Origin of the sequence: Alistipes putredinis DSM 17216, assembly GCF_000154465.1 — a bacterium.
In the GTDB taxonomy this organism is placed as follows: Bacteria; Bacteroidota; Bacteroidia; order Bacteroidales; family Rikenellaceae; genus Alistipes; species Alistipes putredinis.
In genome coordinates this window covers 39,312-52,130 of record NZ_DS499577.1, presented here as the reverse complement: position 1 = coordinate 52,130, position 12,819 = coordinate 39,312, and the positions used below count along the sequence as shown (strand labels likewise).

The following is a 12,819-nucleotide window of genomic DNA, read 5'->3' as shown; positions in this document are numbered from 1 at the left end:
TGCAAAGGTACGAATAATTCAATTATTACGGATTACATCAAGTACTTATTCGCCTCTTCGAGGCGATACTCAGGAGAACATTCGAATAGATAGTTCAGTAAATTCAGATGCCCCGCTCCGAAAATAACGAGGATCCTGTCGGACGGCCCCGTTTCGATCCGTTGAATATTCCGGAATATCCGCAAATTCCGGTTAAACCACCTTCCCGTTTCAAAATCTACACCGATATAATCGTTCGAGAAGAATTCATATTTGAAATGACCGATCAAGTAATTACCCAGACTACGCCGAATATGCTCCGGGTCGTTCAGCTCGATAAGTTCGGCAATAATTCCCTGCTCCTTGAAAACAGCTTCGGGCACAAACCTTTTAATAGAATCCGGATGGTCGTAAAAACTGGTTTCGAAACGGATATACTCCTTACTGTTTTCATCGCGTAATAACTCATCGATTTCGTCATAGTGCTTTCCCCATTCATCTACGCAGTAAATCCGGTCTATCCCCAGCCGTTTTGCCAGCCGGAATCCGATCTGCTCGTCTTCTCCTCGCTGCAAATCATAACAGTCCGCCAAATATCGACGGAACAGAGAGTCCGTCTCGAACTGCATTTTAACCGGCCGTTCGATAACGATAATCGTTGGGGCAAACTTCTCCAACAAACCGACCAATGTTTCGATCTCATTCTGGTAAACCGGGTTCAGGACATCTATTTGCTCGCTTTCGGCATACTGCACCTGATCCAGATTGGGAAAATCGAAATGAAAGGTACCTAAAGTGAGTACCGGAACAGGCTCTTGTGCAGCGGCAAAACAAGCCGACAAAACACAAACGATCAAAATAATTATTTTTTTCATGTCGTATATTTTTTCCGCCGCAGGAAAGATTGTTCGCAAAACTGAATTTATACAAAAATACATGTTTTACATAAAACATATTCTATTACACTCCTGAAAAAACAGAGGCAAAATATATTCTGTTTTTGAACGTTAATTTTCAATTATCGTTATCTTTGCCTTATGGACTTCAAATTGGTATCCGACTATGCCCCGACGGGCGATCAGCCCGAAGCGATCGCACAGCTATTGGCCTCGATCCGGCACGGCTCGAAGCACAATACGCTGCTGGGCGTGACCGGTTCGGGCAAAACTTTCACGGTGGCCAACGTCATCAGCCAGCTCAACCGGCCGACCCTCGTATTGAGTCACAACAAGACCCTCGCGGCACAGCTCTACGGGGAGTTCAAGAACTTTTTCCCGGAAAATGCGGTCGAATACTTCGTTTCCTACTACGACTATTATCAGCCCGAAGCCTACCTACCTTCGACGGATACCTATATCGAAAAGGACCTTTCGATCAACGACGAAATCGAAAAGATGCGTTTGAGTACGACCGCCACCCTGCTCTCGGGGCGGCGGGACGTCATCGTCGTTTCCAGCGTATCGTGTCTGTACGGCTGCGGCAATCCGAGCGATTTCCACTCGATGGCCATTCATATCGAAGTCGGCGAAATCCTCAACTACAAGCAGTTCCTCTACAAACTGGTCGAAGCGCTCTATACCCGGACCGAACGGGAACTGACCCCCGCGACATTCCGCGTGACGGGCGACACGATCGACATCATGGCGGCTTTCGGCGAATTCGGCAACCAGTGTTTCCGCGTCACCTTTTTCGACAACGAAGTCGAGAGCATCCAGAGCATCGACCCCGTAACCGGCCAGCGGATCCAAACGCTCGACGCACTCACCCTTTACCCAGTGAGCCTGTTTGTCACGACCAAGGAGCGCATACACACGGCCGTGCAGCAGATCTACCTCGACCTGGGCAAGCAAATCGCCTTCTTCGAGCAAGCGGGACGTCCGGCCGAAGCGCAGCGGATCAAGCAGCGGGTGGAGTACGACCTGGAGATGATCAAGGAGTTGGGTTACTGTCCCGGCATCGAGAACTACTCCCGCTATTTCGACGGACGTGCAGAAGGGACGCGACCCTTCTGCCTGCTGGACTATTTTCCGCAGGATTACCTGATGGTGATCGACGAGAGCCACGTCACGCTCCCCCAGGTGCACGCCATGTTCGGCGGCGACCGCGCCCGCAAGGAGAACCTCGTGGAGTACGGGTTCCGTCTTCCCGCAGCCAAAGACAACCGGCCGCTCCGCTTCGAGGAGTTCGAACAACTGGTCGGCACCACGATCTACGTGAGCGCCACACCGGCCGACTACGAACTGATGAAGAGCGAAGGAGTGATCGTCGAACAGTTGATCCGGCCGACAGGACTGGTTGATCCTCCACTCGAAGTGCGGATCACGGACAACCAGATCGATGACCTGCTGGAGGAGATCGACAAGCGGGTACGCAACGACGACAAGATACTCGTCACGACCATCACCAAACGCATGGCCGAGGAGCTCTCCAAATATTTCGACCGAGTGGGGGTCCGCAACCGCTACATCCATTCGGACATCGACACGCTGGAACGGGTGCAGATCCTCGAAGACCTGCGGGCCGGCATGTTCGACGTGCTGATCGGCGTCAATCTGCTGCGCGAAGGACTCGACCTGCCGGAAGTGGCCCTCGTGGCGATCCTCGATGCCGACAAGGAGGGATTCCTGCGCAACGTGCGTTCGATCACCCAGATCGCGGGCCGTGCGGCGCGGCATTCGAACGGCAACGTCATCCTCTATGCCGACCACTGCACCGACTCGATGCGCTACGCCATCGAACAGAGCAACCGCCGCCGCGAAAAACAGATGCGCTACAACATGGAGCACGAAATGCTCCCCCGACAGGCGCAGAAAAGCGGCTCGGGACAGAGCACCCTGCTGGCAAATACGGTTCAGACACCCGTCACGGATGGAATTCTCTACCCTCTGCCCGACAACCGGCAGACGCTGGCCGCAGACGTTACGTCGGCCTACTCGACCGAGAGCATCGACACGCAGATCGCCCGGGCCCGGGAAGAGATGGAGCGTGCGGCCAAGTCGTTGGACTTTCTGGCCGCTACCAAATTCCGCGACCGCATGTACGAACTGCAAAAGCTGAAAGAATCCGAGTACAAACGGTAGCGCGAAAATGCGGCATAAAATATGAAGCTTGAAACAATGCTTTCAACCCGACGAAAAGAACCTTGCGGCAATTCGTCGGGAAAACAAACAGAATAAACGAGAAACGTATGAACAACTTCACTTTCCAAAATCCGGTCAAGTTGATCTTCGGCAAAGGCTCCATCGCCAAGCTGGCGAAAGAGATTCCGGCCGACAAGAAGATCATGGTTACTTTCGGCGGCGGCTCCGTCAAGAAAAACGGCGTGTACGACCAGGTGGTCGCAGCGCTCAAAGGCCGCGACTTCGTAGAGTTCTGGGGCATCGAGCCTAATCCCAAAATCGAAACCCTGCGCAAAGCCATTGCCCAGGGCAAAGCCGAAAAGGTCGATTTTCTGCTCTCGGTGGGCGGCGGCTCGGTACTCGACGGTACCAAGCTCATCGCTGCGGGCATTCCCTACGACGGCGATGCCTGGGAGCTGGTGCTCGATGAAGACAAAATCGGCGAAGTCGTTCCGTTCGGCGACGTGATGACCCTGCCGGCCACCGGCTCCGAAATGAACGCCGGGGCGGTGATCTCCAACCTCGCCACGCAGGAGAAGTTCGCGTTCCACCACTCGTTCCCGCAATTCTCGATCCTCGATCCCGAAGCCACCTTCTCGCTGCCGCCGTTCCAGGTAGCCTGCGGTATCGCAGACACTTTCGTACACGTCATGGAGCAATACCTGACCGTCACGGGCGTTTCGCCGCTGATGGACCGCTGGGCGGAAGGTATTCTGCAAACGCTGATCGAAATCGCCCCCAAAATCCGAGCGAATCAGCACGATTACGACCAGATGGCCAACTTCATGCTCTGCGCGACGATGGGACTGAACGGCTTCATCGCCATGGGCGTGCCGCAGGACTGGGCGACCCACATGATCGGACACGAACTGACGGCCCTGCACGGCGTTACGCACGGACAGACCCTCGTGGTCGTACTCCCGGCCCTGATGAGCGTAATGCGAGAACAGAAGAAGGGAAAAATCCTGCAATACGGCGAGCGGGTGTTCGGTATCCGTGAAGGCTCGGAGGACGAGCGCATCGACCGGACGATCCGCGCCACCGAAGAGTTCTTCCGCTCGCTGGGACTGGCTACTCGCCTGCACGAATTGCAGATCGGGCAAGATACGATCGACGAGATCGTCCGTCGCTTCAACGAGCGCGGCTCCCGGCTGGGCGAAGCGGGCAACATCACGGGCGACGTGACCCGCCGTATCCTCGAACTCTGCAAATAAGGGTAGGAACCGAAACAGGCGAAGCGGGTTTGAAAACCCGCTTCGCCTGTTTACTTCGTAATCATCCCCAATCCATGCCATCTGCACCGAATTATGCTCACACCTGATTCACGAACAGCACAAAAGTATTTCCGGAAAAATCCGGACTGCAAACACCCGAAAACTGCGAGCAACGACAACTCCGAGCCAAATGTCGAAGAGCAAGGCCTATAAATCGAGTACAGATCCCTTCTATTTTACCGAAGAAATTCCCTTGAACGTATAATAACGGGCCGCCAGGTAGCTGTAAAGAGCTACGGCGAGCGATGTGATACACTTGGAAGGAGTCGGCCACAGACCGCACACCTCGACCAAAAATTTCATACAGGCGTAATTGAGCAAAATAGATCCTACGACTGTCAATAGATAGCGCCCCAACTGTTTGCCCGCCGCAACAGGCAGCGTGCGGAACGCGACATAGCGGTTCAGCCAGAAGCCGGTGAAGAACGTAATGGGAAAAACCAGTACCAAAGAGGCGATATGCGGCGACATAACCACGAATCCCAGGTCGAAATAACGGCCTGCAACCAGAAAATGATAGATCAGGGCATAGCTGACCGCATCCACGGACAGCGTGATCGCACCGCAGGCCCCGTAACGGAAAACCGTTTCGGATATCACACAAGAAAAAGGGCGCCGATAAAACCAGTCGATCGCACGCCGCAGGATCAGTGCAAAAGTCATCGTTTTTTCGTATAGGGCCACACTTCCTTCAGACCGGCCCCCGCATTTCTCATAAAGTCACGGCACTCCGCAGCAGAATCGCTTTCGAAAACGGAAACCATCCACTTCTTCCCGAAAAAGTAAATCCGGAAGTTTGTGTCCGACAGGCGGGCCCGGGCTTCGGCGACGGCTCGCCGGGCATTCTCCTCGGTGCTGTAAACGCCCCAAACCACATACGTTCTGCCGGGAATCATCCTGGCGACCTCGGGAACCGGCGCTTCGTAGTCGGCGTCAAGATCGGCGCGGCCCGCACCCGTCGCGCCCTCGGAAAGGGTTTCGACGCCAGCCGCCTCATCATCCTGCGACGTTTCGACGGGACGGCTCTCAGCAACCGGCTCGGAGTCTATCGCACCGGATTCGGCATCACCTCCGGTGGCTTCGGGAGTTCCGCTCCCGGTTCTTGCCGGGACGGATGAAACGACCTCGGCAACGGGAAGGACCTCCTGCTTTTCAGAATCGCCCACGAACGGCAGCCGCATCCACTCTCCGTACTGCCAGATTCCGTAACCGACAGCCGCCGTACAAAACAAGGCGATCCCCAGATAAAGGGGTAGCCGGGAATATCGGCGTTTCAGCGGCAGCGGATCGTGTCCGAGAGGATTGAGAACGGCATCGAGCTGCGAATCGAGCCGAAAGTAGCGGTGATTGAGCTCCCCGACTCCCGGAATGGAGATTCCGTCCTCCACCCGGGCTTTGTCGAGCCACCGGGAATAGATATCTTCGGCCGCAGCAACATCGCAAGCCCCCGCCCGAGCAATCAGGTCTATCACGGAAACGCCCCGCTGCTCGGAGAGGAGAAAGGCAATGCGCCGGGAAGGACGTTCCAACTGCCGAGCCGATGCACGCCAGGCACTCCGAAATTCGGGAACGAGCGAGCCGACTCCCGGAAACCAAATTTCCCGTCCGTCGGCCAGCGCATTGAAAACAATCTTATTTACCTCGTCCTGCATCATTTCATACGACGATGTTTACGTGGCTTGGAACTGCCGCCCTGCTGCCGGACAGTCTGCTGTCGAACCACCCGCACCGTATCGGGATCTACCGGAGAGCGGTGCATGCCCCGGTAAATCATATAAATCCCCACCAGAATGAACGGAATACTCAACAACTGTCCCATATTCAACAGCATACCCTGCTCGAAAGCCTCCTGATCCAACTTGATGAACTCGATAAAAAAACGAGTCAGGAAAATCCCGATCAGCCCCACGCCGAACATCACGCCCGGACGACGCCGGCCCAGGTCACGTCCGTAATAGAGCCAGCAAAGGATTCCGAAAATCACCAGGTAGCATAACGCTTCGTAAAGCTGGGTCGGGTGTTGCACGGGGATGGAGTCGATGGGAACATTCGGATAAAGCCGAACGAACTTGAACCCCCAGGAAACATCGGTCACCGCCCCCACGATCTCCGAATTGAACAGATTACCCAGACGGACGATGGCGCCGCCGATAGCGACCGGTAGCATAATCCGATCGAGCGACCAGATATAAGGAAGTTTATTCTTGCGCGAAAAAAGCCAAAGACCGATCAGCAGGCCGACGGCAGCGCCGTGACTGGCCATGCCGCCGTTGCGGAAATCCGTAATGATAGCCCAGGGATGGGCAAGAAAATACCCCGGTTCATAAAAAAAACAGTGTCCCAGACGGGCACCGAGGATCGTGGCCAGCGTGCCATAGACGAAAATCGACTCCGAAACCTTCTGGGGCAGCCCTTCGCGTTTACAGACCTGGTCGAAGAAAAGCATGCCGCCGAGAATCGCCAGCACCCACATCAGTCCGTAATAACGGATATCGAACGATCCGATCGAAAAAAAGACGGGATTGAAATCCCAGACAACGGTTATTGGAAGGATCATACGTTATGCAAAATTAGTGAGAATGTCCTGTTTGAGCCTTTTTGAGCGTAAACGAGAAGGTCGTTCCCACTCCCAACTCGCTGCGGACGTTGATTCGCTCGCCGTGAGCTTCGATAATATGCTTGACGATCGCCAGTCCGAGCCCCGTACCGCCCTGCTCGCGTGAACGGCCCTTGTCCGTACGGTAAAACCGCTCGAAAATACGGGGCACGTCCTCCTTGGCGATACCGACGCCGTTGTCCTCGACTTCGACGAGGATCTTATCCAGCATATCTCGGAATTTGATCCGCGTTACACCCCCCTCCTTGCCATAACGGATCGAGTTGATAATCAGATTGACCAACACCTGTCCGACGAAATGCTTGTCGGCACAGACCCAGAAAGGCGAAGGCAGGCTGTCGGCCCCCCTTACCTGAATCTTAATTCCCTTCTTATCGGCTTCGATTTCGGCCTGTTCAGCAATCTCGCGCGTCATGGCAGCGATGTCGAAAGACTCCATTTTCAGGCGCGTCATATTGCTCTCGAGCTTGGAAATGGTATCCAAATCATTGACGATGTCGATCAAACGGTCGATGCTCTTCTCGGCCCGTTCGAGGTATTTACGGTTGATCAGGTCGTCCTCCAGACCACCGTCGAGCAATGTCGAAATATACCCCTGAATATTGAAAATCGGGGTTTTCAACTCATGGGCCACATTACCCAGATACTGCTTGCGGAACGATTCCGTTTCCTTGAGCCGCGCGATCTCCTTGTCGTTGGTATCCGCCCAGGCGGTCAGCTCCTCGGAAATGTTTTCGACGTGCTTGTCCTTGAGCTCATCCAGAATCTCCTGCGTATGCACGTTACGCGAAAGTACGATCGAGTAGATCGGCTTCAGCTTATAAGCCACGTACTTGCGAATAATAAACAACGTCAGTAACGTCATACCGACAAACACGGCGCAAGCCACGCAGAGGGTCTGCCACCACACCGCTTCGAGCAGCCACATGGCCGCCGCGACGACGATCGCAGCCACCGCCGCAACCAGCAGCGAAGCGAACTCCTTGGTTTTGATAGGCATCATTTCAGGTAATTTTTCATGAGCCGGGCAATGTACTTGCCGATAATGTCGAACTCCAGATTGACCAACGTACCGGGTTTGATCCGGTTGAAGTTGGTGTGTTCATAGGTGTAGGGAATGATCGCCACCTGGAACTGTCCCTCCTGCGAATTGCAGACCGTCAGGCTGACACCGTTGACCGTAATCGACCCTTTCTCCACCGTACAATTATCCCCCGCAGGTTCGTATTTGAACGTAAAATACCAGCTGCCTTCGGCATCATCGACGGCCGTACAAACGGCCGTCTGATCCACATGGCCCTGGACGATATGGCCGTCGAGCAGCGCATCGGGCCGCATCGAACGCTCCACATTGACGATATCGCCGACCTGCAACTGGCCCAGATTGCTGCGCAGCAGCGTCTCTTTCATTGCCGTTACGGAGTAGGTATCCTCCGTAATATCCACCACGGTCAGGCATACGCCGTTGTGGGCAATGCTCTGATCGATCTTCAACTCCCCGCAAAAATCCGCACGAAAAGTGAAGGTCTTATTTTGTTGTTCGATACGGATATCGGTGAGCGTCACCGTTCTTTCCACGATTCCTGAAAACATAATTCGATTTTAGATTTTAATTTCCAACTTGCCCACGACCTGATATACCTGCTCGATATCGGAAGCCTTGACGAAAATATCGTCGAAATTTTCCCGGTCCGCAGCAACCAACCGCCATTCGGAATCCCGCTCCGAAGTGCGAACTATTCGCAAAGTTATGATTTTTTGACAGACAATCACGTATTCGAGTCCGGGAATAATCTCCTCGGGCGTCATTTTTTTCAGGAACACGATCGATCCGGACGGAATAGAACACCCCATAGCCTTTCCATTATACAGCATAGCCAGGTCGCAGCCGGTCAGTTGGGGAATCACCATCTCCCGATCGGGGGCCAACTCGTCAAGACGGGTGATATGGGATTCGACATCCACCTGATAAAACGGAATTTGCACCCCGCATAATTTCTCGTCCACAAACATCTGCCCCTCGCCGGTAAGCAACCACGCCAGGCTGACTTCCGGGAATTTGGTCACGATCTTGTAGGCCAGGTTCCGGGAAATACCATTATTTCCCTTTTTTATCTGATAGAGGTTTTCACCCCGCGGCAATCCAATATAGAGTGCAAAGTAGTTGATAGTCATATTCGCCCAGCGAATAACGCTGTCGATTCTTTGCCAATTATCCATTTTTTGTCGCATAATTCAATTTTTTTTATACCTTTGTGCCACCGGTCCCGTAGTTCAATGGATAGAATTTAAGATTCCGGTTCTTACGATATGGGTTCGAATCCCGTCGGGATCACTTCCAAGGCGCCTTCTTCAAGGCGCCTTTTTTATTGCATACCCCCATTACGACATACTAATATAATAATTTTGGACAAATATAATGATAAATTACGGTTATATAATAATCTAATTCATCTAAAATCGTTCCCACCTATATTATTAGAAAAGCATTATCGGCCCACGACCGGTAATTCTATCTGCTCGACACACCCTTGCAATTATCGGAATTGATCCATCCTTAAAAAGAACAGGATACGGTTGTCCAAACGACGCTCGCAGCGAAAACAACGTACTTTTACGTACCATGGCTCCGCAGGGAGGGGAAAAAGGAACTCAAACAAATTCGGCCCTGTCCTCTCCTCGCATCATCTTTGCAGAAGACAGGACGCTCCCGGAAATTTTTGAAAGCAAACATTCATAATTACGTCCGCCTTTTCGTATCTTTGACTTCTTCTTAGATACTTCGCCTCGGCAAAACGCAAATAAATTTGCTTTTGCACGCGGCTTATTCGTATCTTTGCAGAGGATAGGAGGCGGTTCGGCAATCTTTGCGTGCAAGCCCGCACGATTGCCTATACACCTTTCATTATAGCAGCGGTAATGGGGAACAAATTCCACCCGCTGCATTATCTTTGCCCGAAACAGAATGGACTATGAGCACCGAAAAAAACATCCGGAACATCGAAAGCGACCTGGAGTTCGAAAATCAGATCCGCCCCCGCGAACTGGACAACTTCGCCGGGCAGGAGAAGATCGTGGATAACCTCCGGATTTTCATCCAGGCGGCTCTGATGCGAGGCGATTCGCTCGACCACGTGCTGCTGCACGGTCCTCCGGGACTGGGTAAAACCACGTTGGCGAACATCATCGCCAATGAAATGCATGCACAGTTGAAAGTCACTTCCGGACCGGTGCTCGATAAACCGGGCGACCTGGCGGGACTTCTGACCAACCTCAACCCCGGCGACGTACTTTTCATCGACGAAATACACCGTTTAAGTCCCCTCGTCGAGGAGTACCTTTACTCCGCGATGGAAGACTACAAGATCGACATCGTACTGGACAAGGGGCCTTCCGCACGTTCGATACAGATCGAACTGGCTCCCTTTACTCTGATCGGCGCGACGACGCGCAGCGGCCTGCTGACCTCGCCGCTGCGGGCCCGGTTCGGCATCCAATGCCACTTGGAATACTACGATTCTTCGGTTCTGAAAGGTATCGTAAACCGCTCGGCCCGCATTCTCGACGTTTCGATCGACAGCGATGCGGCGTTGGAAATAGCCCTCCGTTCACGCGGAACGCCGCGCATCGCCAATGCCCTGCTGCGCCGTGTGCGTGACTTCGCCATGGTCAAAGGCGAAGGTCATATCGACCTCGACATCACGCGGTTCGCCCTGACAGCCCTGAATATCGACTCCCGGGGACTCGACCAGATGGATAACAAAATACTCTCGACGATTATTGAAAAATTCGGCGGCGGCCCCGTCGGACTGAACACCATCGCTACGGCAGTCAGCGAAGATGCCGGGACTATCGAAGAGGTTTACGAACCGTTCCTGATCAAAGAAGGGTTCCTCAAACGAACGCCACGCGGCCGGGAAGCGACCGAAATGGCCTATGCACATCTCGGATTCTCCCGGACGGACCATGGCGAACAGTCCCTGTTCTGACGCCAAAGACACTATAATCGAATATGTTAAATGAGGTCATAAACAACGAGTGAAGATGAGAAATTTAGTAATATGCTTTTGCACACTGATAATAGCGATATGTACGTGTGCTTGTGAAAGCAATAACGATGTGATCGAACACCAAACTGGTGTTTGGGTTAGCGACAAGGCAGAGTTGTTGCTGACCGATAAGATTATGATGTATTTTGAAAAGCAGTCGGATGATGCCGTTTTGGTGATGCTTAAAGTAGATAGCATTACAGAAGATTGCACGCTTTTCAGTAAAGATACAATCATCAGACAATCTATTCCCGAAGACTTTGCAATGAAGCACATTTCTTCCAACGAAATAATAGTCAATGGACAGAAAATGGTCAAAGCTGAAACTATCGAAATGTGCGAACCCTACGACATGACAGCAGCCAATGATTCAAATGCACTTGCCGACAGATTAACAGAGTGGCGATTGGGTGCTTGGGTTAAAGTTGATAAAACAACAAATGACATCGATGCAGCAGTGAACACCCCGAGGAATATGTTCGTATATAATATTGAAAACGGCATGTATTATTTGCGTGCTGCGAGAATTGAGAATGTGAACGAAGGTACTTTATTCTATCAGAATATCCGTTTGATGAAGAATCCAAATACGAAAGAACGGACGGTTTATTTTTCTCCGAACAACCAAAATGAAGTATTGGGAGCACTTGAAATTAACTTGGATGGATTCAAGCCAGGAACCTGTTATTTCGACCCGAACGGGGGCATATATTGGTCTTATATGTCACATACTCCGGACCAAATTATTTTGAACGGATGTGGAGGAGATACTTATTACATCAATAGAAAACTGGCCGGGGATAAAAATATGTTCGAATGGATAAAATATACAAATAAGTAACCTAACAAACACACAATACGCAGACAAAATAGATGAACGTACAAATCAATATCGACACCGCCAGCTGCATCCGATGCGGAAAATGCGTCAAGGTTTGCCCTGCCTGGATCATGACTCAGGCCAAACCCGGCGACCCGATCGGTCTGCGCAATATCGACTCCTGCATCGTCTGCGGACATTGCGCGGCCGTTTGCCCGACCGGCTCGGTCCGCCACAGTTCATTTCCTCCCGATAAAATCCATCCGATCGACCGCAACGGGCTGCCCTCGCCCGAACAGGTGCTGCTCCTCTGCAAGGCACGTCGTTCGAACCGAGCGCTCTCCGACCGTCCCGTCCCGCAGGAAGCGATCGACCGAATCCTCGAAGCCGCCCACCGGGCTCCGACGGCCAGCAACCGCCAGGAAGTGAGTTTCACGGTCATCACCGATCCCGCGATCCTGGACAAGATCATCCGTTTCACGCTGGATACTTTCGCGGGAATCGCCCGCAAATTGGAAAACCCGCTCGTCAAACCCATACTCAAACGTCTGCGGCCTGAATTTTATAACTACCTGCCTGCTTTCAAACGGCTGATTGCCGAATACGACAAAGGCAACGACCTCATCCTGCGCGAAGCCAAAACCCTGCTTCTCATTCACACTCCATACGCGAACCGTTTCGGAGCCGCAGATGCCAACCTTGCCTACCAGAACGGTTCGCTGATGGCCGAAAGCCTCGGCGTCAGCCAGATCTACACGGGCTTCGTCCTTTCGGCACTGGCACAGGACAAAAAATGCAAATTTTTGAAATCCATCGGCATACAGGGAAAGGTACATGCAGGTATGGCACTCGGAATGCCGCTGTTCCTCTATCCCAATTACATCGACAAAAAACCGATCGCAGTAAACAGGCTCTGACCCCGGCGGATCTTTTCCGGTTTTTCTCACCGGAATACCGGCTC

The 12,819-nt window shown here is 52.7% G+C and carries 12 protein-coding genes and 1 tRNA gene; 6 read left to right on the top strand and 7 right to left on the bottom strand.

What is annotated here, in order from left to right; genetic code table 11:
* Window positions 1-32: 32 nt before the first annotated feature.
* A complete protein-coding gene (locus ALIPUT_RS00330; protein ID WP_040293009.1) occupies window positions 33-854 on the bottom strand; it encodes a DUF5694 domain-containing protein in 822 nt (273 codons plus the stop codon).
* 162 nt (window positions 855-1,016) lie between these two features.
* Between ALIPUT_RS00330 and uvrB the strand changes: the two genes are divergently transcribed.
* Entirely contained in the window at window positions 1,017-3,059 is a 2,043-nt protein-coding gene (gene uvrB / locus ALIPUT_RS00325; RefSeq protein ID WP_004327542.1) for an excinuclease ABC subunit UvrB, read from the top strand.
* 107 nt (window positions 3,060-3,166) lie between these two features.
* A complete protein-coding gene (locus ALIPUT_RS00320) occupies window positions 3,167-4,312 on the top strand; it encodes an iron-containing alcohol dehydrogenase (RefSeq protein ID WP_004327541.1) in 1,146 nt (381 codons plus the stop codon).
* Window positions 4,313-4,543: 231 nt separating this feature from the next.
* Here the strand turns inward: ALIPUT_RS00320 and ALIPUT_RS00315 are convergent, their stop codons facing one another.
* Genes ALIPUT_RS00315 through ALIPUT_RS00290 form a run of 6 tightly spaced genes read right to left on the bottom strand, consistent with a single transcriptional unit; the run spans window position 4,544 to window position 9,221 of the window.
* Window positions 4,544-5,035 carry a GtrA family protein gene (locus ALIPUT_RS00315; protein WP_004327540.1) on the bottom strand — a complete coding sequence of 164 codons (492 nt, stop codon included), beginning with the start codon at window positions 5,033-5,035 and terminating at the stop codon, window positions 4,544-4,546.
* Window positions 5,032-6,027: a hypothetical protein gene (locus tag ALIPUT_RS00310; RefSeq protein ID WP_004327539.1), complete on the bottom strand. Its 996-nt coding sequence runs from the start codon at window positions 6,025-6,027 to the stop codon at window positions 5,032-5,034. Before ALIPUT_RS00310 ends, ALIPUT_RS00315 begins: the two co-directional genes overlap by 4 nt.
* Window positions 6,024-6,929 (bottom strand): prolipoprotein diacylglyceryl transferase, encoded by a 906-nt coding sequence (gene lgt / locus ALIPUT_RS00305; RefSeq protein ID WP_004327538.1) that lies wholly within the window; start codon window positions 6,927-6,929, stop codon window positions 6,024-6,026. The genes ALIPUT_RS00310 and lgt overlap by 4 nt, the downstream gene beginning before the upstream one ends.
* A 13-nt stretch (window positions 6,930-6,942) precedes the next feature.
* Entirely contained in the window at window positions 6,943-7,992 is a 1,050-nt protein-coding gene (locus ALIPUT_RS00300) for a sensor histidine kinase (protein WP_004327537.1), read from the bottom strand.
* Window positions 7,989-8,582 carry a riboflavin synthase gene (locus ALIPUT_RS00295; RefSeq protein ID WP_004327536.1) on the bottom strand — a complete coding sequence of 198 codons (594 nt, stop codon included), beginning with the start codon at window positions 8,580-8,582 and terminating at the stop codon, window positions 7,989-7,991. The genes ALIPUT_RS00300 and ALIPUT_RS00295 overlap by 4 nt, the downstream gene beginning before the upstream one ends.
* Window positions 8,583-8,591: 9 nt before the next feature.
* Window positions 8,592-9,221, bottom strand: a complete 630-nt coding sequence (locus ALIPUT_RS00290; RefSeq protein ID WP_004327535.1) for a S24 family peptidase — start codon at window positions 9,219-9,221, stop codon at window positions 8,592-8,594.
* A gap of 31 nt (window positions 9,222-9,252) precedes the next feature.
* Between ALIPUT_RS00290 and ALIPUT_RS00285 the strand changes: the two genes are divergently transcribed.
* The 4 genes from ALIPUT_RS00285 to ALIPUT_RS00270 all read left to right on the top strand — a co-directional run bounded on the left by ALIPUT_RS00285 (window position 9,253) and on the right by ALIPUT_RS00270 (window position 12,775).
* Window positions 9,253-9,324: transfer RNA gene (locus tag ALIPUT_RS00285), tRNA-Arg, on the top strand.
* A gap of 637 nt (window positions 9,325-9,961) precedes the next feature.
* On the top strand, window positions 9,962-10,978 hold the full coding sequence (gene ruvB / locus ALIPUT_RS00280) for a Holliday junction branch migration DNA helicase RuvB (RefSeq protein WP_004327531.1): 1,017 nt from the start codon (window positions 9,962-9,964) through the stop codon (window positions 10,976-10,978).
* Between the two features lie 55 nt (window positions 10,979-11,033).
* Window positions 11,034-11,879, top strand: a complete 846-nt coding sequence (locus ALIPUT_RS00275) for a hypothetical protein (protein WP_040293008.1) — start codon at window positions 11,034-11,036, stop codon at window positions 11,877-11,879.
* Between the two features lie 32 nt (window positions 11,880-11,911).
* The gene (locus ALIPUT_RS00270) at window positions 11,912-12,775 is read left to right on the top strand and encodes a nitroreductase family protein (RefSeq protein ID WP_004327529.1); all 864 of its coding nucleotides are present in this window, start codon (window positions 11,912-11,914) and stop codon (window positions 12,773-12,775) included.
* Window positions 12,776-12,819: the final 44 nt, after the last annotated feature.

Coding starts and splice junctions, on each gene's coding strand:
- ALIPUT_RS00315 (WP_004327540.1), bottom strand. CDS start 5,035: ATGACTTTTGCACTGATCCTGCGGCGTGCGATCGACTGGTTTTATCGG.
- ALIPUT_RS00290 (WP_004327535.1), bottom strand. CDS start 9,221: ATGCGACAAAAAATGGATAATTGGCAAAGAATCGACAGCGTTATTCGC.
- uvrB (WP_004327542.1), top strand. CDS start 1,017: ATGGACTTCAAATTGGTATCCGACTATGCCCCGACGGGCGATCAGCCC.
- lgt (WP_004327538.1), bottom strand. CDS start 6,929: ATGATCCTTCCAATAACCGTTGTCTGGGATTTCAATCCCGTCTTTTTT.
- ALIPUT_RS00330 (WP_040293009.1), bottom strand. CDS start 854: ATGAAAAAAATAATTATTTTGATCGTTTGTGTTTTGTCGGCTTGTTTT.
- ALIPUT_RS00295 (WP_004327536.1), bottom strand. CDS start 8,582: ATGTTTTCAGGAATCGTGGAAAGAACGGTGACGCTCACCGATATCCGT.
- ALIPUT_RS00300 (WP_004327537.1), bottom strand. CDS start 7,992: ATGATGCCTATCAAAACCAAGGAGTTCGCTTCGCTGCTGGTTGCGGCG.
- ruvB (WP_004327531.1), top strand. CDS start 9,962: ATGAGCACCGAAAAAAACATCCGGAACATCGAAAGCGACCTGGAGTTC.
- ALIPUT_RS00275 (WP_040293008.1), top strand. CDS start 11,034: ATGAGAAATTTAGTAATATGCTTTTGCACACTGATAATAGCGATATGT.
- ALIPUT_RS00320 (WP_004327541.1), top strand. CDS start 3,167: ATGAACAACTTCACTTTCCAAAATCCGGTCAAGTTGATCTTCGGCAAA.
- ALIPUT_RS00310 (WP_004327539.1), bottom strand. CDS start 6,027: ATGATGCAGGACGAGGTAAATAAGATTGTTTTCAATGCGCTGGCCGAC.
- ALIPUT_RS00270 (WP_004327529.1), top strand. CDS start 11,912: ATGAACGTACAAATCAATATCGACACCGCCAGCTGCATCCGATGCGGA.